Origin of the sequence: Nonomuraea polychroma (assembly GCF_004011505.1) — a bacterium.
In the GTDB taxonomy this organism is placed as follows: domain Bacteria; phylum Actinomycetota; class Actinomycetes; order Streptosporangiales; family Streptosporangiaceae; genus Nonomuraea; species Nonomuraea polychroma.
On the sequence record NZ_SAUN01000001.1, the window covers coordinates 6,524,353 to 6,545,622 of the forward strand.

General features: G+C 69.7%; 20 protein-coding genes. 11 read left to right on the top strand and 9 right to left on the bottom strand.

Annotated elements, in window-relative coordinates:
* Positions 1-136: 136 nt before the first annotated feature.
* Entirely contained in the window at positions 137-511 is a 375-nt protein-coding gene (locus EDD27_RS29755) for a VOC family protein (protein ID WP_421915996.1), read from the bottom strand.
* A gap of 37 nt (positions 512-548) precedes the next feature.
* Between EDD27_RS29755 and EDD27_RS29760 the strand changes: the two genes are divergently transcribed.
* Entirely contained in the window at positions 549-1,112 is a 564-nt protein-coding gene (locus tag EDD27_RS29760) for a thioredoxin family protein (protein ID WP_127935321.1), read from the top strand.
* A 188-nt stretch (positions 1,113-1,300) separates the two neighbouring features.
* Here the strand turns inward: EDD27_RS29760 and EDD27_RS29765 are convergent, their stop codons facing one another.
* Entirely contained in the window at positions 1,301-1,618 is a 318-nt protein-coding gene (locus EDD27_RS29765; protein ID WP_127935322.1) for a hypothetical protein, read from the bottom strand.
* Between the two features lie 140 nt (positions 1,619-1,758).
* On the opposite strand from EDD27_RS29765, the gene EDD27_RS29770 reads away from it, so the two are divergent.
* Positions 1,759-2,253 carry a beta-class carbonic anhydrase gene (locus EDD27_RS29770; RefSeq protein WP_127935323.1) on the top strand — a complete coding sequence of 165 codons (495 nt, stop codon included), beginning with the start codon at positions 1,759-1,761 and terminating at the stop codon, positions 2,251-2,253.
* A 117-nt stretch (positions 2,254-2,370) separates the two neighbouring features.
* Here the strand turns inward: EDD27_RS29770 and EDD27_RS29775 are convergent, their stop codons facing one another.
* The gene (locus EDD27_RS29775; protein ID WP_206641714.1) at positions 2,371-4,437 is read right to left on the bottom strand and encodes a DNA gyrase/topoisomerase IV subunit B; all 2,067 of its coding nucleotides are present in this window, start codon (positions 4,435-4,437) and stop codon (positions 2,371-2,373) included.
* Between the two features lie 249 nt (positions 4,438-4,686).
* Between EDD27_RS29775 and EDD27_RS29780 the strand changes: the two genes are divergently transcribed.
* Positions 4,687-4,917, top strand: a complete 231-nt coding sequence (locus tag EDD27_RS29780; protein WP_127935324.1) for a DUF7455 domain-containing protein — start codon at positions 4,687-4,689, stop codon at positions 4,915-4,917.
* A 97-nt stretch (positions 4,918-5,014) separates the two neighbouring features.
* Here the strand turns inward: EDD27_RS29780 and EDD27_RS29785 are convergent, their stop codons facing one another.
* Entirely contained in the window at positions 5,015-5,722 is a 708-nt protein-coding gene (locus EDD27_RS29785; RefSeq protein WP_241564329.1) for a GNAT family N-acetyltransferase, read from the bottom strand.
* A gap of 544 nt (positions 5,723-6,266) precedes the next feature.
* On the opposite strand from EDD27_RS29785, the gene EDD27_RS29790 reads away from it, so the two are divergent.
* A complete protein-coding gene (locus EDD27_RS29790) occupies positions 6,267-7,004 on the top strand; it encodes a YaaA family protein (protein WP_164903841.1) in 738 nt (245 codons plus the stop codon).
* A 150-nt stretch (positions 7,005-7,154) separates the two neighbouring features.
* Here the strand turns inward: EDD27_RS29790 and EDD27_RS29795 are convergent, their stop codons facing one another.
* From EDD27_RS29795 to EDD27_RS29805, 3 genes are all read right to left on the bottom strand, one after another.
* Entirely contained in the window at positions 7,155-8,810 is a 1,656-nt protein-coding gene (locus EDD27_RS29795; protein WP_206641715.1) for an RNA polymerase sigma factor, read from the bottom strand.
* Between the two features lie 242 nt (positions 8,811-9,052).
* Positions 9,053-11,146, bottom strand: coding sequence for a SpoIIE family protein phosphatase (locus tag EDD27_RS29800; RefSeq protein ID WP_127935326.1), 2,094 nt, complete (start codon positions 11,144-11,146; stop codon positions 9,053-9,055).
* Positions 11,147-11,363: 217 nt separating this feature from the next.
* Positions 11,364-11,933, bottom strand: a complete 570-nt coding sequence (locus EDD27_RS29805) for an HhH-GPD-type base excision DNA repair protein (protein WP_127935327.1) — start codon at positions 11,931-11,933, stop codon at positions 11,364-11,366.
* A 154-nt stretch (positions 11,934-12,087) separates the two neighbouring features.
* On the opposite strand from EDD27_RS29805, the gene EDD27_RS29810 reads away from it, so the two are divergent.
* The 6 genes from EDD27_RS29810 to EDD27_RS29835 all read left to right on the top strand — a co-directional run bounded on the left by EDD27_RS29810 (position 12,088) and on the right by EDD27_RS29835 (position 17,030).
* Entirely contained in the window at positions 12,088-12,312 is a 225-nt protein-coding gene (locus tag EDD27_RS29810) for a hypothetical protein (protein ID WP_127935328.1), read from the top strand.
* A gap of 209 nt (positions 12,313-12,521) precedes the next feature.
* Positions 12,522-14,012 carry a hypothetical protein gene (locus tag EDD27_RS29815; protein ID WP_241564860.1) on the top strand — a complete coding sequence of 497 codons (1,491 nt, stop codon included), beginning with the start codon at positions 12,522-12,524 and terminating at the stop codon, positions 14,010-14,012.
* 11 nt (positions 14,013-14,023) lie between these two features.
* The gene (locus EDD27_RS29820; protein WP_127935329.1) at positions 14,024-14,794 is read left to right on the top strand and encodes a thioesterase family protein; all 771 of its coding nucleotides are present in this window, start codon (positions 14,024-14,026) and stop codon (positions 14,792-14,794) included.
* Positions 14,795-14,818: 24 nt separating this feature from the next.
* Positions 14,819-15,574: a LamB/YcsF family protein gene (locus tag EDD27_RS29825; RefSeq protein ID WP_127941051.1), complete on the top strand. Its 756-nt coding sequence runs from the start codon at positions 14,819-14,821 to the stop codon at positions 15,572-15,574.
* Between the two features lie 5 nt (positions 15,575-15,579).
* Entirely contained in the window at positions 15,580-16,185 is a 606-nt protein-coding gene (locus EDD27_RS29830; protein WP_127941052.1) for a 5-oxoprolinase subunit B family protein, read from the top strand.
* A complete protein-coding gene (locus EDD27_RS29835) occupies positions 16,182-17,030 on the top strand; it encodes a 5-oxoprolinase subunit C family protein (RefSeq protein WP_127935330.1) in 849 nt (282 codons plus the stop codon). Before EDD27_RS29830 ends, EDD27_RS29835 begins: the two co-directional genes overlap by 4 nt.
* Here EDD27_RS29835 and EDD27_RS29840 read toward each other — a convergent pair.
* Entirely contained in the window at positions 17,008-17,838 is an 831-nt protein-coding gene (locus tag EDD27_RS29840; RefSeq protein WP_127935331.1) for a PhzF family phenazine biosynthesis protein, read from the bottom strand. The genes EDD27_RS29835 and EDD27_RS29840 overlap by 23 nt on opposite strands.
* A gap of 60 nt (positions 17,839-17,898) precedes the next feature.
* On the opposite strand from EDD27_RS29840, the gene sthA reads away from it, so the two are divergent.
* On the top strand, positions 17,899-19,311 hold the full coding sequence (sthA, locus tag EDD27_RS29845; RefSeq protein ID WP_127935332.1) for a Si-specific NAD(P)(+) transhydrogenase: 1,413 nt from the start codon (positions 17,899-17,901) through the stop codon (positions 19,309-19,311).
* A 13-nt stretch (positions 19,312-19,324) separates the two neighbouring features.
* On the opposite strand, the gene EDD27_RS29850 is transcribed toward sthA, so the two are convergent.
* Positions 19,325-21,169, bottom strand: coding sequence for a ricin-type beta-trefoil lectin domain protein (locus tag EDD27_RS29850; RefSeq protein WP_206641716.1), 1,845 nt, complete (start codon positions 21,167-21,169; stop codon positions 19,325-19,327).
* Positions 21,170-21,270: the final 101 nt, after the last annotated feature.

The following is a 21,270-nucleotide window of genomic DNA, read 5'->3' on the forward strand; positions in this document are numbered from 1 at the left end:
GCACCGGTCCAAGCGGCCGCTGGCGCTTCACAGACCGCTGGGCCCCGCCGCCGGGCGGGGTCAGCGCGGTGGGGTGAGCGCGGTGGGGTGAGCGCGGCACGGGCCAGCACGGCAGGGTGTGGGCCGGTCGGCCGGGTCAGTCGCGGCAGAGGCAGAACGTGTGCCCGGCCGGATCGAGGAACACCCGGAAGCTGTCGTCCTCGCTGGGCTGGTGCTCATGTTTGACGGCGCCGATCTCGAGCGCCCGCTTCTCCGCCTCCTCGATGTCGTCCACGTGGAGGTCGAGGTGGAGCTGCTGCGGCCGCTCGGGGTCGGGCCAGGTCGGCCGCCGGAAGTCCGGTGCGAGCTGGAACGCCAGCCGCCGGGGCGGCCCGCCGTCGGTCACCACCACCCAGTCCTCCTCGACCGACGCGATCGGCCAGCCCAGCAGCCGGGAGTAGAACTCCGCGAGCCCTTGGGGGTCGGGTGTGTCGAGTACGATGCTCCGGAATTCCGCGATGCCCCTCATCATTCACCTCTCGGACCGTGGGGTTGCGAGAATGGATGCCATGGCTGTCAACTCGTTCATGGTTCCGCTCGGCGCTCCCGCGCCCGATTTCGATCTCACCGCCATCGACGGCGGCAGCGTCTCACTGGAAGACCTCAAGGACTCCCCCGCCACGCTAGTGGTCTTCCTGTCCAATCACTGCCCCTACGTGCGGCACATCGAGAAGGGCCTGGGCGCGCTGGCCGCAGACTACGGCGCCAGGCTGTCGATCGTCGCCATCTGCAGCAACGACAGCGTGAACTACCCGGACGACGATCCCACACACCTGGCCGAACAGGCCGCCAGGGCCGGCTTCACGTTCCCGTACCTGCTGGACGACACCCAGGAGGTGGCCAAGGCGTACAAGGCGGCCTGCACGCCCGATTTCTTCCTGTACGACTCCCAGCTCAGGCTCGTCTACCGGGGAGAGTTCGACGGTTCCCGCCCGGGCAACTCGGTGCCGGTGACCGGCTCGTCGCTGCGGGCGGCCATCGACGCCCTGTTGGAGGGCGGCGATGTGCCCTCCGAGCAGAACCCGTCGATCGGCTGCGGCATCAAGTGGAAGCCGGGCAACGAGCCCAAGTGAACGGCTTCGAGCGCTGCGCTCGCGCCTCGTGCCGCCGCGTGGCATGCCCGGGACCACCGGGCATGCCCGCCAGGCTAGTTCCGATGCCGGATCTACGGTGAGTCCAGCGGGCCGAAGGCACGCAGTGCGGCGGCCGGCCCGAGGGGGTTCCCAAAAGAGCTTTTGATTTTCCGCCGGCCGTGGCCGGTTTACCCGGCGGAGGCGGTGATCGCGTTCGGGAGCGCGAGCAGGAGCTCGTGCGGCTCGCCACCTTGCCAGTGCCGGATCAGCCGGGTGCCGGCCTCCCCGGGATCGAACTCCTCACATCCCAGCGGCCCGAAGCAGCCCGCCTTGTCCAGCATCAAAATGAGCGGATCGTCGTCGGGCAGGCTGGCGGCGTAGGCAGCGGTGTCGAGCAGGGCCAGCGCACACCTGGCGTTGCGGCCGTCGTCGTTGGACTCCACGCGGTCGAGGCGGCGCCAGGCTTGGGCGCGGAGATACGCGGCGAGCGATTCGGACCTGGTCACGACTAAACCTTCTTCGATCACGTACAAGCGGCTACGACATCATCACGCAAGGTGACGTCGTTTCGTGGGAGGTTTGCCATCTCCAGCATGTCGCCACCCCGGCAGCGGCCATCTTTGAGGGTGCTGCCATCATCTGGGGCATGAGTGCGTTCGACGACCTGTATGCGGCCAACGCTAAGTTTGCGAAGAACTTCGGAAGCTCTGATCTCACCGGCCGGGCAGCGCGCGGGCTGGCCGTCGTGACCTGCATGGACTCGCGCATCGACCCGCTCGGCCTGCTGGGGCTGCAGGCGGGTGACGCCAAGATTCTCCGCAACGCCGGGGCGCGCGTGACCGATGACGTGCTGCGGACGCTGGTGCTGGCCGTTTACCTGCTGGGCGTCGAGCGGGTGCTGGTCATGCCGCACACGGACTGCGGCATGGCGAAGGTGACGGACACGGACGTGCACGCTCTCACCAGTGGGCGCGGGGTGGACACCCGCAGCCTGGAGTTCCATACGGTGCCCGACCAGTTTGAGGCGCTGCGCCACGATCTGACCCGTATCCGCACCAGCCCGTTTCTGCCTGCCGACATGCCGGTGGCCGGCGCGATCTACGACGTCCGGACGGGCCGCCTGACTCCGTCGGAGTTCTGAGACACCCCTTCGGCGTTCTGAGACACCTCTGAGGGGGCCCAGGACGGCCTCAGAAACGTCCAGACGGCCCCCATGGCCTCTGCCTGCCCTGGTGGGCCGTGGGGGCTCGGGGGGCCGTCAGGCGTCGATGTGGTCGCGGTCGACTTCGGCGGCGCTGTTGACGATGAACTCCCGCCGCGGCGCCACGTCGCTCCCCATGAGGAGGCTGAAGATGCCCTCGGCGCCCTCGGCGTCCTCGATGCGCACCCGGCGCAGGATCCGGTGCCGCGGGTCCATGGTGGTCTCCGCCAGTTGGTCGGCGTCCATCTCACCCAGACCCTTGTAGCGCTGCACGGGGTCCTTCCAGCGCTTGCCGCGCCGCTCCAGGTCCCGCAGCACCCTCTGCAGCTCGCCGTCGGAGTAGCAGTAGATGTATTTCTCCTTGCCCTTGCCGGGGTTGGTGAGCTCGATGCGGTGCAGCGGCGGTACGGCCGCGAACACCCGCCCGGCCTCCAGCATCGGCCGCATGTAGCGGTGGAAGAGCGTCAGCAGCAGGGTGCGGATGTGGGCGCCGTCCACGTCGGCGTCGGCCATGAGGATGACCTTGCCGTAGCGGGCGGCCTCGATGTCGAACGAGCGCCCGGAGCCGGCGCCGACGACCTGGATGATGGCGGCGCACTCGGCGTTCTTGAGCATGTCGCTCACGGACGCCTTCTGGACGTTGAGGATCTTGCCGCGGATCGGCAGCAGCGCCTGGAACTCCGAGTCGCGGGCCAGCTTGGCGGTGCCCAGCGCCGAGTCACCCTCGACGATGAACAACTCGCTGCGGTCCACGCCCTCGCTGCGGCAGTCGACCAGCTTGGCGGGCAGCGCGGAGCTCTCCAGGGCGCTCTTGCGCCGCTGGTTGTCACGGTGCTCGCGGGCGGCGATGCGGGCCTTGGCGGCGGCCACGATCTTCTCCAGCACGGCGCGCAGCGGCTGCTTGTAGCCGCGCGGCGGGTTGGTGAAGATCTCCTTGAGCTCGCGCGAGACGACGTGGGAGACGATGCGGGTGGCCGCGGAGGTGCCCAGCACCTCCTTGGTCTGGCCCTCGAACTGCGGCTCGGGCACCCGGACCGTGACCACGCCGGTCAGGCCCTCCTGGATGTCGTCCTTGGTGACGGGGTCGTCGCCGTTCTTCAGCAGGCGCGTCTCGCGCAGCAGCTCGTTGATCGTACGCACCAGGCCGCGCTCGAACCCGGTGAGGTGGGTGCCGCCCTTGGGGGTGGCGATCACGTTGACGAACGACCGCACGGTGGACTCGTAGCCCTTGCCCCAGCGGACCGCCACGTCCACGGTCAGCTCGCGCTGCACCTCGGTGGGCGTCATGTGGCCCTGGTCGTCGAGGACCGGCACGGTCTCGTGGAAGTGCCCCACGCCCTGCAGCCGCAGCACGTCGCAGACGGGCTCGTCACGGGCCAGGAACTCGGTGAACTCGGAGATGCCGCCGTCGAAGCGGAACTCCTCCTCCACCCGCTCCTCGTGCCTGCTGTCATAGAGGGCCAGGGTCAGCCCGGGCACCAGGAACGCCGTCTGCCGCAGACGCACGTGGATCTCGTCCAGCGAGACCTCGGCCTCGGGCAGGAAGATCTGCTTGTCGGCCCAGAAGCGCACCCGGGTGCCGGTGACCTTACGCGGAAGCGTGGCGCCGACCCGCAGCCCGGACTTCTTCTTGAACTTCGCGGTCGGCCCGTCACCGTCGAAGATCCCGGTGACGCCGCGGCGGAAGCTGATCTCGTGAACGCGCCCGTCCCTGTCCACCTCGACGTCGAGCCTCGCCGACAGGGCGTTGACCACGGACGCGCCCACACCGTGCAGGCCGCCGGAGGCGCCATAGGAGCCGCCGCCGAACTTCCCGCCCGCGTGCAGCTTGGTGTAGACGAGCTCCACACCGGCCAGGCCGGTCTTGGGCTCGATGTCGACCGGGATGCCGCGGCCGTTGTCGCGCACCTCGATGGAGCCGTCGGGGTAGAGCTCGACCTCGATCCGGTCGCAGTGCCCCGCCAGCGCCTCGTCGACGCCGTTGTCCACGATCTCCCAGAGGCAGTGCATGAGCCCGCGGCTGTCGGTGGACCCGATGTACATGCCCGGGCGCTTGCGGACGGCCTCGAGCCCCTCAAGCACCGACAGGTGACGAGCCGTGTAACCCGCCTCCACTAGCGTCACTCCAGCTCCCCTGATCCTTAAGCATCGAACACGTGTGCGCAGCTTACCGTTCTTCCCTGGCGCACGCGTACAAGCTTGCCACGGCGACATGTTTCCCGTTACCAACCGGCTGATCGTCATTACTTTGGGACACATTCCGCTCTGGGCGTAGAGACGGGGAGGTTGGGAAGCTCCACGTCCGGTTAGATGTTGTTCCAAGTGACTGACGCCAGATCCTCGCTTCGGCGGGGGTGACCCGAAAGGCGATACGTGACTGGAGCTCTCGCCCCCGTTAAGCCGCTGACGGCCCTCGACCGCTGCGACCGCTGCGGCGCCCAGGCCTACATTCGCGCGACCCTGCCTGTAGGCGGGGAGCTGCTGTTCTGCGCCCACCACGGGCGTCAGCACATTGCGGCGCTGCGCGAAAAGGGCGCCGACATCCTGGACGAGTCGGCTCGCCTCAGCAAGACCCCTTCGATAACCCACAACGACGAGCGCTGACCCCGCGCTTGTCGTGCTGAGATAACCACATATTGCCTAACAGGACGGCGACCCCGGGCATGCCCGGGGTCGCCGTCCTGCGTAAAGACGCGGACGGTCAGCGCACCCGGTAGTGATACCGGCCCGCGATCTCGAAACCCTCGCCGCGATACAGCGCCTGCGCGGCCTGGTTGGGCGCGGTGGTGACCAGATACGCGGAGTCCGTGCCCGCGTGTCGCGCCAGCGCCCGCAGCACGGCACGGGCCAGCCCACGCCGGCGCGCCTCCGGCCGGGTGGCCATGCAGTAGATCCCGAGCGTGTCACCCTGCGGGACGGCCCGCCCGACGGCGAGCGCCACGCCGTCCTCCTCGTACGCCCCATACCAGGCCGGTACGCCCGTGCAAATGCGCTCGGCATCTTCCAGCCCGCTCCCGAACCGCCCGTCCACGGCCCACCACGTCTCGAGCCACCCGGGCCACGGCCGCTGCTCGATCCTGACCTCGGGCGCCACCCCGTCCAGCGCCTCGGGACGGAGTGAGCCGGCCATGACGAGCGTCGGGTCGACCAGCTCGTAGCCCCTCGCCTCCAGCTCCTTGTCAAGGCCAGGCGCGGCCCCCAGCCCCACCGAGAAGACGCAACGCTGCCCGCGCTCCTGGTAGAACCGCTCGGCCGTCTCGATGGCGCCGCCCAGATCAACCGGCCGTCCCAGCGCGAGCACCGAGTTGGCCCGCTTGGTCACGCCCCCCGCGTAACGCAACACCCACCCGTCATAAACGCGCTGCTCATAGGCGGGCCACGCCTGGTGCACAAGCATGTCGAAATCCACCCGCGCAGCCTAACCAGCCCACCCCACCGACAGGGCTCCGCCTCGAGCCGACAACACCATCTCCAAGAGCAGGGGGAGGACTCCGACAGCCCGGCCAAGGGTTCAACGAGACCGGCAGCCTGACCAATGCCAAAGGATCCCGGCAACCGGCGACAGTTGCGGACTCCACCGATCCGGCCGTGGCCGAGGTTTCGGCGAAGCGGACGGCCCACATCTCGCCGTAACGGCGGCCCGCCGGTGAACGAGTCAGAAGCGTCTCCCTGGACAGACCCCAGCCCCGGTCGGCGGTTGGAGCCTACGTGGCCCCGCCGTAAAGGATGGATCACAGAGCCACGGTCGGGCGGATGGAGCCCACGCGGCCCCGGCGTAAAGGATGGACCACAGAGCCACGGTCGGGCGGATGGAGCCTACGTGGCCCCGCCGTAAAGGATGGACCACAGAGCCACGGTCGGGCGGATGGAGCCCACGCGGCCCCGCCGTAAAGGATGGAGAATAGCGCCCGGCGGCGAATGAGCATCGAGACGGCCCCCATAGGGTTAGCGGCGTGCTGATTGTGTTGCCGCCGTCGGAGGGGAAGGCCGCTGAGGGGAGCGGTCCGCCCGTCGGAGCGTTGTCCTTCCCGTCGCTCGACAAGCCCCGCAAACGAGTGCAGACCGCCCTCATCCGGGCCTGCAAACGCCGCGACGCCCTCGACGTGCTCGGCCTCACGCCCGGCCTGGCAGGCGAGACGGCCAAGAACACGGCGCTGACGACGGCCCCCACGCTCCCCGCCGCCGAGCTCTACACCGGCGTGCTCTACGACAACCTCAGCCTGAACACCTTGGATTCCGACGCCAGGAAACGGGCGGAGGAGTCCGTACTGATCTTCTCCGGCCTGTGGGGCGTGGTGCGGATCACCGACCGGATCCCGCCGTACCGCCTCTCGATGGGCGTCAACCTGCCGCCCGTGGGCGGGCTGGCCGCGTTCTGGCGTCCCCAGATCGCCAAGGCGCTGGACCCTGTCCCGGGGCTGGTCGTGGACCTCCGCTCGGCCACGTACGCGGCCGCCTGGCAGCCGGGCGAGCGTTCGGTGACGGTACGGGTGTTCAGGGACGGCAAGGTCGTCAGCCACATGGCCAAGGCCACCCGAGGCGAGATCGCCCGTGCCCTCCTCCAGCAGGACACCGCCCCGGACACCCCCGAGGAGCTGGCCAAGCTTCTCACCGACCTGGGATACGCGGTCGACCTCACGCCGCCACCCCGTCCCACCCGCCAGTGGACCATGGACGTGCGTCTGTCCTGACCCCGGCGTGGACCTCCCCCGGTCACGGACGGCGCGTCGCCCACGTGGATGGCGATCTCGCCACCGCAGCAGGCGACGATCTCACCCCCGGCAGCAGAAAAGCCCCGCCCCGAGTCTCCTCGGGACAGGGCTCTTCCGCCGCGTGAAACCTCAGTCCAGGTAGTCGCGGAGCACCTGGGACCGGGACGGGTGGCGCAGCTTGGACATGGTCTTGGACTCGATCTGGCGGATGCGCTCACGGGTCACCCCGTAAACCTTGCCGATCTCGTCCAGCGTCTTCGGCTGCCCGTCGGTGAGACCGAACCGCATCGACACGACGCCCGCCTCCCGCTCCGACAAGGTGTCGAGAACGGAGTGCAGCTGCTCCTGGAGCAGCGTGAAGCTGACGGCGTCGGCCGGGACGATGGCCTCGGAGTCCTCGATGAGGTCGCCGAACTCGCTGTCGCCCTCCTCGCCCAGCGGCGTGTGGAGCGAGATGGGCTCGCGGCCGTACTTCTGGACCTCGACGACCTTCTCGGGCGTCATGTCCAGCTCGCGGGCCAGCTCTTCCGGCGTGGGCTCGCGGCCCAGGTCCTGCAGCATCTGCCGCTGGACGCGGGCCAGCTTGTTGATCACTTCGACCATGTGGACCGGGATGCGGATGGTCCGCGCCTGGTCGGCCATGGCACGCGTGATCGCCTGCCTGATCCACCACGTGGCGTAGGTGGAGAACTTGTAACCCTTGGTGTAGTCGAACTTCTCCACGGCCCTGATCAGGCCCAGGTTGCCTTCCTGGATCAGGTCGAGGAACAACATGCCGCGGCCGGTGTAACGCTTGGCCAGCGAGACCACGAGCCGGAGGTTGGCCTCCAGCAGATGGTTCTTGGCCCGGCGGCCGTCCTCGGCGATCCACTCCAGCTCGGCCCGGACGTCGACCGGCAGGCCGTCGGCCTCGGTGCCGCCCAGCTGCTCCTCGGCGAACAGCCCCGCCTCGATGCGCTTGGCCAGCTCGACCTCCTGCTCGGCGTTGAGCAGGGGGACCTTGCCGATCTGCTTGAGGTAGTCCTTGACCGGGTCGGCGGTGGCGCCGGCGGCGGCGACCTGCGCGACCGGGGCGTCATCGTCGTCGTCGGACAGGATGAGGACCTCGTCCTCGGTCTTCTCCGTCGCCGCGATCTCGGAGGGCTTGGGCTCCTCCTCGGTCTCGTCGTCGGTGTCGGAGTCACCCTCGGCGTCGGACTCCTCGGCGACGATCTCCTCGTCGTCGACCACGATGTCCTCGAGGTCCTCCAGCTCCACGTCGCCGTCGAGCTCGATGTCCTCGTCGTCGTTGTCCGCGTCGGCGGCCTCGGGCGCCTTCGGCTTGGTCTCGGCAGGCCCAGCGTTCTTCGGCTCGGCCTTCTTGGCGGCGGCGGGTGCCGCGGCCTTCTTGGCCGCCGGAGCGGCCTTCTTCGCAGGGGCCGCCTTCTTGGCGGCCGACTCGGCTTCAGCGGCGCCCACGACCGCGGTCACGGTCTCGGGCTGCTGCTCTTTGGCGGCCGCCGCCGTCTTGGTCTTGACGGGGGCGGCGGTGCGGCGCTTTGCTGGACCACGAGACTTCTTCGGCGCAGCCGAATCCGCGGCGGTCACCACCACGGTCACGCCCTCTTTGCTGAGGTTCCGCAAGAATGCGGCGGCGTGCGACATGGGGATGTCCGCCTCCTCGAAGGCCTGACGGACATCCTCAGACTCGAGGAAACCCTGCGAGCGCCCACGCTCGAGCAGTCGCTGAATGACGGGCTCGTTCAGCTCTTGTGGCTTCGAGCGAGTCGAACTTGCAGGCGACACGAACACCTCTCGAACGAACGCGTGGCGACAATGGACCCAGATGCCCGCTGGGGGGCTGCTCCCTCTCTCGGAGATCGGTGAGGCCGTGCGGACCGCGACGGACCTGCACAGCATTGTGGCACGACCCCGCACTCCATACGGCCACCTCCCGGCGGTTGACCTCCACCCTAGGCCGACCGAGACAGTAGTGCGTACGTAAGCGGGGCACTGATACCCGAAAGCAACCGTTATGACTGTTTCATTCAGTCACTCTTCGTGGCTGGCGGGACGTGAATTGCTAGGGCAGTAACGTCATCATCCTGTTCATATCCAGACAACATCCGGTCAACCAGGAAGTCCAGCAACATGTGCGGACTACTTACGACCTCAGGCGGTGCTTCGGTCACAACACTGCAAAGCTCTGCCAAACCGGCGTCCAGACCGCGCTTCCTGTTCTCCACGAGGCCGTCGGAGTAGAGCACGGCGGTGTGACCGGGCGGCACCACGAACCGGAACTGCCTTCGGCTGGTCGGCCAGCCTAGCGGAGTGCCCGGCTCGGCGTCGCACAGGATCGCCGTGCCCTGCGGAGAGACCAGCACGGGTGGCGGGTGGCCGGCCAGGGCCAGCGTGCCCTCGCCGGTCACAGGCTCCACGACCATGTAGGCCAGGGTCGTGACCTGCTCCTCCTCCTCGGTGGCCTCGAAGACGCGGTCGAGCCCGGTGAGCACGGCCGCGGGCGGCGGGTTGGTCAGCGCCAGCGCCCGCATGGCGTTGCGGATGCGGCCCATGCCCGCCGCGGCCTTGACACCCTTGCCCATGACGTCGCCCACGACGGCCGCGACACGCCCGTCCTGCAGCACGAACGCGTCGTACCAGTCGCCGCCGACCTGCACGTGGCGGCTGCCCGAGCGGAAACGCTGGGCCAGCACCAGGCCCTTGACCACCGGCAGGCGGTCGGGCAGCAGGCTGCGCTGGAGCGTCTCGGCGGTGCGGTGCTCACGCTCGAACAGCGTGGCCCGCTCGACCGCCAGAGCGCACTGGCCGGCCAGCGCCTCCAGGAAGACGCCGTCCTCCTGGGAGATCTTCACCGGCCGGGTGAAGGAGAATCGGAGCGCTCCCAGCGCCCGCCCTGCGGCCAGCAGGGGCAGCCCGACCCAAGCCCGCTCATCGCTGTTGGCCAAATAGTTGGCCAGGACCTCCTCGTCACCGCCGGCCTCGAGCAGCTGCGCCTTGAGGCTGTCGGTCGACTCGGCGAACACAGGCCTGCGGCTGTTGACCGCCATGGTCATCACGCTGGAGCTCGACAGCGGGATCTCCTCACCGAAGGCGCCGGACGCCTCGGGGATGCCCTCACCGTTGATCAGCTTGAGCGCCGCGCGGTCGGTGTCGAGCAGCGCCACAGCGGAGCGGTCGGCGGCCAGGGCGGTGCGGCCCACGTCGATGATGACCTGCACCACCTGCTCGACGGTCAGCGCCTCGGCGAGCATGGCGGTGGCGCCCTGCAGTCTGGCGGTCCGCAGGGCCGCGGCGCCGAGCTGGTCGGTCAGCCTGCCGCGCATCTCCTCGGCCTCGCGCTGCGGGGTGACGTCGGTGTTGGCACCGACCCACTCGACGACCCTGCCGTGCCTGATGATCGGCACGGCCCGCACCTCGAAGTGGCGGTAGCCGCTGGCCCGGGTGCGCACCCGGTAGTTCCACTCGAACATGGTGCGGCCGCGCAGCGCCTCGCGCCACGCCTCCTCGGTCTGCTGGCGCTCCTCGGGGTGCACGACCTCCAGCCAGCCGTTGGCGAGGTATTCCTCCAGGCCCTGGCCGGTGATGGCGCGCCACTGCGGTGCGTCCTCGACGACGGCGCCGGTGGGCGAGGTGATCCAGACGAGCTGAGACTGCGCCTCCACCAGCGAGCGGTAGCGCTCCTCGCTGCGGCGCAGCGCCTCCTCGGTCTGGCGGCTCTCGGTCACGTCCAGCCCGACCAGCGCGATCGCCCGCAGGTCGCCCGCCTCGTCGTGGACCGGCGAGAACGACAGCGACCAGTGCCTGGTGTCGCCCTCCGCCGAGCGCACGCGCACGCGGCCCTCGGTGACCGGCGCGTCGGTCTCGATGACCGCCTGCACGGCATGGGTGACGATCTGGCTGAGATCGGGGGCGAGCACCTCGACGGGCTGCCGGCCGAGCATGCGCTCGGCAGGCACGGCGACGACGTCGCAGAACACGTCGTTGACCCGCTGGACGCGGCTGTCGCCGTCGAAGAACGCGAAGGCGAACTCGGCCTCCGACAGCAGGCCCTGGAAGAGGGCGGAGTCTGAGATGTCCACATCCGACTCCCGGGGACGGGGAACGGAGGTCTCGGCGCTCATGGTCGGCACCTCCGTCGCGTGCCAGGGTCTCCCACGCGGCACATCTCCATAGTCGTGTATCGGCGTAGCGCAGCTCCGGGCGACCGGATTCTGCAGTACATCATCGGCGATGGGCATGTGCGGACGGAAGCCCCCGCCGCGGCCCGGTCGCCTCTAAGGTCAACGCATCCTGTCAAAATCGCTCCACGTCGCGCAGCAAGATCAGGTTACAGCGCAGCTACTCGGCCTTCGCCGCGCGCTTGGCCTCTTGCTTGGCGACACGCACGCGGACCAGGCTCTCGGCGTCGACGACGTCGGCGACCGATCGGTGTGACCCCTCCTCGCCGTAGGCTCCGGCTGCCTCACGCCAGCCTGAAGGTTGGACCCCCAACTGCTTCCCCAGCAATGCCAAAAAAATCTGGGCCTTCTGCTTGCCGTATCCCGGAAGGGCCATGAGTCGTTTCAGCAACTCTTTGCCATCCGCCGCATCCGCCCAGATCTTCTCCGGCTGCCCGTCGTGGTGTTCGACGAGGTAGGCCGCGAGCTGCTGGACCCTGGCCGCCATAGACTTCGGGTAGCGGTGCACGGCCGGCTTCTCGGCGAGCAGCGCGGCGAACGCCTCAGGATCATACGAGGCAATCTCCGCGGCCGTGAGGTCGTGCCCCAGCCGCTGGGAGATGGTGTAAGGCCCCGTGAACGCCCACTCCATGGGAATCTGCTGGTCGAGGAGCATGCCGACGAGCAGCGCGAGCGGGCTGCGGCCGAGGAGCTCGTCTGCCTCGCTTTGCTGGGCGAGCTGGATGCGCATGGAGACAGCTTCGCATGAATGGGCCCTCGGTGATGTGAACACAGCCTCCGCGGAGGCTTGACACTCGGCCGAGAAAAGGTGAAATGAGAGCGCAAGTCGCCCTGCAGACATTCCTGGGGGTTTGCCCCTGGGTCTCCAGAGGAATCTCACACCTATGCTCGCTCTGGCCACACGGTTCCTGCGGGAGCCGGTCAGTCTCAGGCTGGCCGAAGAGTTCCTGACCGTGCCCGTGGACACGATCGACCGCTGTGTTGCGGACGTGTGCGCGTGCACGCAGCATCTGGGCATCTCCGCGACGCCCGAGATCGTGGAACGCATCGCGCGAGAGCACCTGCTCGCGATCGTCAACTCGGCGCCTCCGCCGCGCGGCCTGCGATAGCGACGACGGCCGCGTGGCAGCGCCGCAGCGCCCCTGGCGCCGCCTTTGGTACAGCACGCCTTCGGCACGGCAGCAACCCCCGATAACATCGGGGTTACCGGGCCGGGTTCTCCGCACCGTTTGGGCCTGGAATACGAGAGAGTGAGGGTGTGCGCCGACACCGACGAGATCCCCGGGAGAGCACCCCACCAGACGACGTGTTCAAGGAGATGGTGCAGGCGGCCCGTGAGCTGCTCGCCGTACGCACTCCCCTCGACGCGGAGCTGATGGTCTCCGACATGATCGGAGCCTGGTGGGGCAGGCGGGTCAGAGGCGGCGACGTGGAGCAGGTGCTCGGCGAGGGGCTCGTCGACTACGCCGCCAAGGCCGGCACACCGGCCTCGCTGACGTTGCTCATGTGCCTGGCCTATCTGGGCACCGCCCGCCAGGGCGCCAAGGCCGAGGGCGCGGCCCTGGCGATGATGGAGTCCGGAGTGGCCCGGCCCGGCTGGGCCGACAAGGTCGGCGCCGTCAAGCCCGCCGGCTGCTACGTCTCCCGCGACGCCTACGGCGACCAGGACACGGTGATCTGCACCTTCGCCTACCGCTGGAACGAAACATCGCAGCTGAAGGACCGGCACGCGCTGGTCATGGTCGTCGACTACAACATGAGCGGCATGGCCCGCGACGCCTGGGTGTCCTCCCAGGTCGACAAGCTGCTGGAGCAGGCCAACGCCGAGGCGGCGGGCAACCCCATGCTGCTGTTCGAGGAGATCCAGCCCGAGCAGGCCCGGGCGCTGCTCGAGTCTGCGATGAAGGCCACGAGGGAGCCCAAGACCCCGCCCCCGGTGAGCGACAGCTACAGCGCCTACCACGCCTTCGCCCGCGCCCGGCTCAAGGCGCTGCCGCCGGGCCGCAAGCGCCCGGCCCCGCTGCACATCGAGGCCCCCTACAGCCGCGAGCGGCGGGCCATGCTGGCGGCGGAGTTCCTGGCCTCGGACGCGGCCGAGCACCTGTCCGACCCGTCGGCCGCCTCGCGGTGCGCCGACCACATCATCGATTACGGCTGCGAGCAGGACTTCAACCGGCCGCTGCGGGTCAGCCCGACCAAGTGCGAGACGTTCCTGCTCGACTGGCTGCCGCGCAAAGTGCTGCTCAGTGTGGCCGAGCAGGAGGCGATGCCGCACGTGCTCTCGGCGTGGGTGCGCTTCGCCGCGCACCGCACGGGGCTGCCCGAGCAGGGGCTCAAGGCCACGCTGGACGCGGTGTGGGAGGCCACGGGCAAGTTCCCCGAGGCCTATCGGGATCCGACGTCGTTCGGGCTGGACCTGCCGCTGCTGGAGCGGCTGCTCCCGGACGGCGACCTGTCGGCGCTGGCCAGGCGGGTCTTCGCGTTCCCCTATCTGCAGGGGACGCACAACGGGATCGAGCTCGACACGCTCAACCCGGCCGACGAGGCGGACCGGCGCACGTTACTGGAGATCGACCACGGCGGCACGATCGACCAGGAGCATCTGGCGTGGCACGAGGAGATCGCCACCCGGTTGTGGGAGGGCGACCCGCCGCAGCTGTGGGAGGCCGCGCAGCGCCTGCTCGATCTCGGCCACGACCGTCACGACGTGCTCCATGTGCTGATCGAGATCGCCGAGCGGATCGGCGGCGACCCGGACGAGCTGGCCGCGGCCCTCGACGACATCGCCGACATCCCCGACGAAATCTAGAATATTCTTCTATGTCGATGTACACCCGCCTGGCCGAGGGCCGCTACCTGGCGTCGGAGCACACGCAGGGGCCCTGGGACCCGGCCACTCAGCACATGGGCCCGGTCACCGCGCTCATCGTCCACGAGCTGGCCCGGACCGCGCCGCGTCCGGGATTGGAGCCGTCCCGGCTCGTGGTGGACGTGTTCGCGCCGGTGCCCGTCGCCGAGCTGGAGATCGCGACCGACGTGGCGCGTGACGGCAAGCGCGTGCAATGCCTCACCGCGAGCGTGTCGTCCGGCGGCCGTGAATACGCCAGGGCGAGTGCCTGGCGCATCCGCGAGGCGGACACGCCCGCGACGCCGGTCCCCGGCCCGCCCGCCCCCGTGCCGCCGCGCTCGGATGAGCACGCGCGCTCGTGGCTGGGCTCCGGTTTCGGGTACGGCAAGGCGCTCGACTGGCGTTTCGTCACCGGCGGCCCCATGGAGCTCGGCCCTGCAACGGTGTGGGGCAGGCTCACGATCCCGCTGGTCGAAGGCGAGGAGATGACCCCGCTGGAGCGGCTGGCGGTGTTCGCCGACAGCGGCAACGGGGTCAGCTTCGCCGTCGACTTCGCCACCCACGTGTTCGTGAACGTGGACCTGACGATCTCCCTGTTCCGCTCCCCCGAGGGCGAGTGGATCTGCCTGGACGCCGAGACCGTCATCGGCCCGTCCGGCAGAGGGCTGACCCGCTCCACCCTGTACGACGAGAGCGGCCAGGTCGGGACGGCGACTCAGACCCTGTTCGTCGCGCCAAGATGACGGGGAGTTGCCATGATGGATGCCATGGTGATCGACCTCAACGCGGACCTGGGCGAAGGCTTCGGCATCTGGCGCCTCGGCGACGACCTGGCGCTGCTCGACATCGTCACGAGCGCCAACGTGGCCTGCGGCTTCCATGCCGGTGACCCCGTCACGATCAGGCGCACCTGCGCGGCGGCCGTGGACCGGGGCGTGACGATCGGGGCGCAGGTGTCCTACCGCGACCTGGCGCACTTCGGCCGCAGGGAGATGGACGTCGAGCCCGAGGAGCTGTGTGCGGAGGTCCTCTACCAGCTCGCCGCGGTCGACGGCATCGCCAGGGCGATGGGCGGCCGGGTGTCGTACGTCAAGCCGCACGGCGCGCTCTACAACCGGATCTGCCGCGACGAGGTCCAGGCCGCGGCGGTGATCGACGCGGTGGCCGACTACGACCCGTCCCTGCCGGTGCTGACGCTGCCGGGTTCGGTCGTGCACAAGGTGGCGGCGGCCGAGGGTGTGCCGACGGTGAACGAGGCGTTCGCGGACCGCGCGTACACGCCGGCCGGGACGCTCGTCCCGCGCAGGGAGCCGGACGCCGTGCTCCACGACCCCGCGGCGGTGGCCCACCGTGCCCTCCAGATGGCCGTGGAAGGCTCTGTGACGGCCGTGGACGGCAGTTCCGTACCGATTTCCGCCCGTTCCATCTGCGTCCACGGAGACACGCCTGACGCCGTCCGGCTGGCTCAGGGGGTGCGGGACACGTTGCTGGCGGCCGGAGTGGTCCTGCAGGCGTTCGCGTGATCCGGATGGCCGGGGAGCACGGGCTGCTCGTGGAGACGGGCTCGCTGGAGTTGTCGCACCGGCTGGATGCGGCGCTGCGGGCGGACCGGCCGGAGGGGGTCGTGGAGATCGTGCCGGGGCCGGACACCGTCCTGGTGGTGGCTCCTGGTGCGGATCAGGCGCGGTTGCGGGCGCGGCTGGAGGCGGTCGTCGCCGGGGAGCGCGGCAGGGAGCGGGCCGGCGTGGCCGCGGGGCCGGTCGTGACGATTCCCGTGGTCTATGACGGCGCGGATCTCGATTCCGTGGCGGCACTGGCCGGGATCTCCGTGGCAGAGGTGATCCAGCGGCATCTGGGGCGGGAGCTGGTCGTGGGGTGGCTGGGGTTCGCGCCGGGGTTCGCCTATCTCACCGGACTGGATCCGGTGCTGGAGACGCCGAGGCTGGACACGCCGCGCACGTCGGTGCCCGCCGGGTCGGTGGCGATCGCGGGACCGTACTCGGCGGTCTATCCGAGTGCATCCCCCGGTGGGTGGCGGCTGCTGGGGCGCACGTCCGTGCGGGTGTGGGACGTGGCGGCGGACCCGCCGTCGTTGTTCCAGCCGGGTACGCGTGTGCGGTTCGAGCAGGCATGATCGAGGTTCTCGCGCCCGGTCCGTACGCGACCGTCCAGGACCTCGGGCGGCCCGGATACGCCCACCTGGGGGTGCCGCGCTCGGGGGCGGCGGACGCGGCGAGCCTGCGGCTGGCGAACCGGCTCGTGGGCAACGCCGAGGCGCTGGCGGGGATCGAGCTGACCTTCGGCATGGCGCGGCTGCGGTTCCTCCAGGGGGCGTGGGTGGCGTTGGCCGGGGCGCCGGTGCCTGCCGGTCCCGTCCGCGGGGCGGGCATGGGGGCGCCGTTCTGGGTTCCGGAGGGCGCGGAGCTGCGGCTGGGCGCGCCGGAGTGGGGGTTGCGCACGTATCTGGCGGTGCGCGGCGGGATCGCGGTCGAGCCGGTGCTCGGCAGCCGGTCCACAGACTCGCTCTCGGGACTGGGGCCGGAGCCGCTGCGGGCCGGCACGCTGCTGCCGGTGGGGCGGCCGGAGGGCGTGATCGCGGTGGATGTGGCGCCGCCGCCGGAGCGGCGGCCGGCCGTGCTGCGGGTGCTGCCGGGGCCGCGCGACGACTGGTTCGCGCCCGAGGCGCTGGAGGAGATGTGCGCGCGGCCGTACACCGTGAGCCAGGACAGCAACCGCGTCGGCGTGCGGCTGCACGGGCCGGAGCTGGCCCGCGCGAAGGAGGGCGAGCTGCCGAGCGAGGGCATGGTGACCGGGGCGATCCAGGTGCCGCCGAGCGGGCAGCCCATCGTGTTCCTGGCCGACCATCCGCCGACGGGCGGCTATCCGGTCATCGGCGTCGTACGCGCCGCGGACCTGGCGGTCGCCGCCCAGCTCAGGCCGGGCGACGAGGTGTGGTTCACAACTCGACCCGGCCGGTGACGCACGTGACGACCGAGCCGCCCACCCAGACGTCGTCCGGGGAGCCGGCGGAGATGTGGATCCGCCCCCCGCGCCCGATCGCGGTGCCCTGGGCGGCCACGTAGGGGGCCTTGGCGCGGCCGGTGCGCAGGAGCCACTGGGCCAGCGAGGCGTTCAGGCTGCCCGTCACGGGGTCTTCCACGGTGGAGCCCTGGTGCGGGATGAAGGCGCGCACCTCGAACGCGCACGGCGCGCCATCCAGGTACGGTCCGGCCACGCCCACGGTGCACGGCACCGGTCCCGGCCGCAGCGCGAGCACCGACGCGGCGTCCGCGAGCAGCACGCCGACCCAGCCGGGACCGTTGTCGGCCCATTCGGCGGCCACGATGTCATCGCGCTCGATCCCGAGTGACTCGGCGATGCGCTCGACGAGCTCTTCCTCCACGGGCCCGGAGCGCACCAGCGGCGGCGCCTGGAAGGCAAGGCGCCCGTCGATCCTGCGCAGCCGTACCAGCCCGGCGCCGCACTCCTGGACGATCTCCCCGTCCACGCGGGACACGCCGCCCGCCTCCAGCCAGGCGTGGCAGGACCCCAGTGTGGGGTGCCCGGCGAAGGGCAGCTCGGTCTCCGTGGTGAAGATCCGCACCCGGTAGTCGGCCTCGGGAGTGGTCGGGGGAAGCAGGAAGGTGGTCTCGGCCAGGTTCGTCCACTTGGCGAACCGCTGCATCTCTTCCGTGCCCAGCCCCTCGCCGTCCAGCACGACCGCCAGGGCGTTGCCGTGGAACGGCGTGGCGGGGAACACATCAACCTGGGTGAAAGCACGCGACATACGTCGAAGTCTCCCAGAGAGGGCTTTCCCCGTTAACATGCCGCCCCCAGACTGTACGGTGTGGCGGACTTTGATGTTGTGGTCCTGGGTTCCGGACCTGGTGGGCAGAAGGCCGCGATCGCGGCGGCGAAACTCGGCAAGCGTGTCGCGATAGTCGAGAAAAGGCACATGATCGGCGGCGTGTGCATCAACACGGGCACCATCCCGTCGAAGACCCTGCGCGAGGCGGTCCTCTACCTCACGGGGCTCAACCAGCGCGAGCTCTACGGCGCAAGCTACCGCGTGAAGGAGGAGATCACGGTAGCGGACCTGGGGATGCGCACGCAGCACGTCATCGGCCGGGAGATCCAGGTCATCCGCAGCCAGCTCGCCCGCAACCACGTGACCGTCCTGCACGGCACCGGCCGGTTCCTGGACCCGCACACGATCGGGATCACCCACGACGACGAGAGCGCGGAGAAGAAGGTCACCGCGGAGAAGATCGTGATCGCCACCGGCACGTCCCCTGCCCGCCCGGACAGCGTCGAGTTCGACGGCAGGACGGTCATCGACTCCGACGCGATCCTGCACCTGGAGCAGGTGCCCGAGACGCTCGTCGTGGTGGGTGCCGGGGTCATCGGCATCGAGTACGCCTCCATGTTCGCCGCGCTCGGCACCAAGGTGACGGTCGTGGAGCGGCGCGAGCGCATGCTGGAGTTCTGCGACCTGGAGATCGTCGAGGCGCTCAAGTACCACTTGCGGGACCTGGCGGTGACCTTCAGGTTCGGCGAGAACGTGGCGGCCGTCGAGCGCCGCCCCGGCGGCGCGCTGACCCTGCTGGAGAGCGGCAAGAAGATCCCCGCCGACTGCGTCATGTACTCGGCCGGCCGCCAGGGCAAGACCACCGAGCTGTGCCTGGAGGCGGCCGGCCTGGCCGCCGACGCGCGGGGCCGGATCAAGGTGGACGAGAACTACGCCACGCCCGTCCCGCACATTTACGCGGTCGGCGACGTGATCGGCTTCCCCGCGCTGGCGGCCACGTCGATGGAGCAGGGCCGGCTGGCCGCCCAGCACGCGTGCGGCGAGCCGGTCGAGGAGCTGGCCGACCTGCCACCCATCGGCATCTACACGATCCCGGAGATCAGCTTCGTCGGGAAGTCGGAGGACGAGCTGACCCGGGACAAGATCCCCTTCGAGGTGGGCATCTCGCGCTACCGCGAGCTGGCCAGGGGACAGATCATCGGTGACTCGTACGGGATGCTCAAGCTGCTGGTGTCCTCCGAGGACCGGCGGCTGCTGGGCGTGCACGTGTTCGGCACGGGCGCGACGGAGCTGGTGCACATCGGGCAGACCGTGATGGGGTGCGGCGGGACGGTGGACTACCTGGTCAACGCGGTGTTCAACTATCCGACGCTGGCGGAGTCGTACAAGGTGGCGGCGCTGGACGCGATGAACAAGATGCGGGTGGTGGCCCGGCTCACGGCAGGCATGTGAGCCGGGCTCCTTCCTAAGAGAGGGTCCACTTCTGGTTGGCGGCGCCCGTGCAGGTCCAGATCTGCAGGCGGGTGCCGTCGGCGCTGGTGTTGCCGGTGACGTCGGCGCATTTGGCGGCGGCCGGGTTCACCAGGTCGCGGCCGGCGGTGTGGGTCCACTGCTGGTTGGCGCCGCCGGTGCACGACCACAACTGCAGCTTGCTGCCGTCGGCGGTGCCGTGGTCGACCACGTCGAGACACTTGCCGAGGGCGCGGAGCGTGCCATCGCCGGGGCGGGTCCACTGCTGGGCGGGCGTGCCGTTGCAGGTGTAGAGCTGGACGGGGGTGCCGTCGGCGCTGCTGGCGCCGGCCACGTCGATGCACTTGCCGGCCAGGCCGGTGATCGGCCCGCCGCTCGTGCCCTGGCTGCCCGACCAGGTGAAGGTCGCGGTGGTACGGGCAGGCAGCGTGTAGACGAAGGACTGGCCGCCCCAGTCGACCCTGATCGACTGGGGCGACGTGCCGCCGTTGTGGGCGATCAGGGCCTTGGAGCCGTCGGGGTTGCGCCAGGCGACGTTCTGGACCGTGTTGTTGGCGGTCGAGGCGATCCGGTACGCGCCCGGCTTGACGAACTTGGTCAGGTGGCCGGTCGTGTAGTACTCGATCGTGTAGTCGACCTGGCCCGCTCGCTCGCCGCCCTCCTGGACCGTGATCAGGCCGGTGCAGGTGCCGCAGCCGCCGTTGTGCGGGCCCATGTGCTGGTTGAGCGCCAGACTCCACTTGACCAGGCTGCGGCTCCAGTTACGGGCATAGGTCACGATGTCGGCCATGTCCTCGTTGTGCTGGTTGGCGATCCAGGTGCCGCCCGAATGCTCGGTGCTGAACTGCGACACCGCCGGGTACTGGTCGTGCACCTGCGTGCCGACGGCCGGGTCACCCCAGTAGCCGTGCCAGGCGATGCCGCCGAACAGCGGGTCGTTGCGGATCCCCGCGTCAGCGAGGATGGGCTGGCCGATCTGGCCGTAGTCGCCGTAGTTCCAGTCGTGGACGAGCACCTTGGTGGTGATCCCCGCGGCCCGGAAGGCCGGGTAGACGAAGTTCTTGGTGAACTCGATGAGGCCGGAGGCGTTCCAGGACATGCCCGGGTAGTTCATGGCGGTCGGGTTGGACGCCTGGCAGCAGTTGGGCTCGTTCTGGACCGAGATGTAGTCCACCGGGATGCCGGCGGCCCGGTAGCTCTGGATGTACTTGACCAGGTACTGGGCGTACATGCCGTAGTACTCCCACTTCAGCCAGCCCATCTGGTCCATCCGGCCGTTGTCCTTCATCCAGCCGGGGGCGCTCCACGGCACGCCCTTGACCCGCAGCGCCGGGTTGAGCTGCTTGGCCTGGGCGGTGAGCAGGCGGACATTGGTGTCGTAGCCGTTGGCGCCGAAGTCGTTCAGGTCGCAGCAGGTGTCGTCGAGCGAGACCATGCCGGGGCGGGACAGGTCGGAGGCGCCGATCGGGTTGCGGACGAACGACAGGCCGATGCCGTCGGCCGGGGAGAACAGCTTGCGCATCGCCGCGTCGCGGGTGGCCGCACTGACCGGGCCGCCGCGCAGCAGGTAGGCGGTGGTGTCCGTGATCGACGCGCCGCCGCCTTCGAACTGCTGGTACGTGGTGCTCTCGTTGACCGTGATCGTGTGATTGGCGCTGCCGCCCGCGGGGCCGAAGGCGATGGGGCTCTGCTGCTGCAGGCCGCGGGTGACGTTCCGGCCTCCGGAGTCGGAGGTGGTGGTGAGCCAGATGTTCACCTGCTCGCCGGCGGCGAGCGCCGGGGCGGGCACGGCCAGCCATAAGGCGGCGGCGCAGGCCAGCGCGAGAAGGATTCTGGACACGGCTGAGTCCTTTCGGGCGGGGGGTGATGCCCTTGAAACAAATGAAACAGGCAACAAACTTTACTTAGAAGAACATGAGTAAAGTGCGCCGTCAAGCCGTG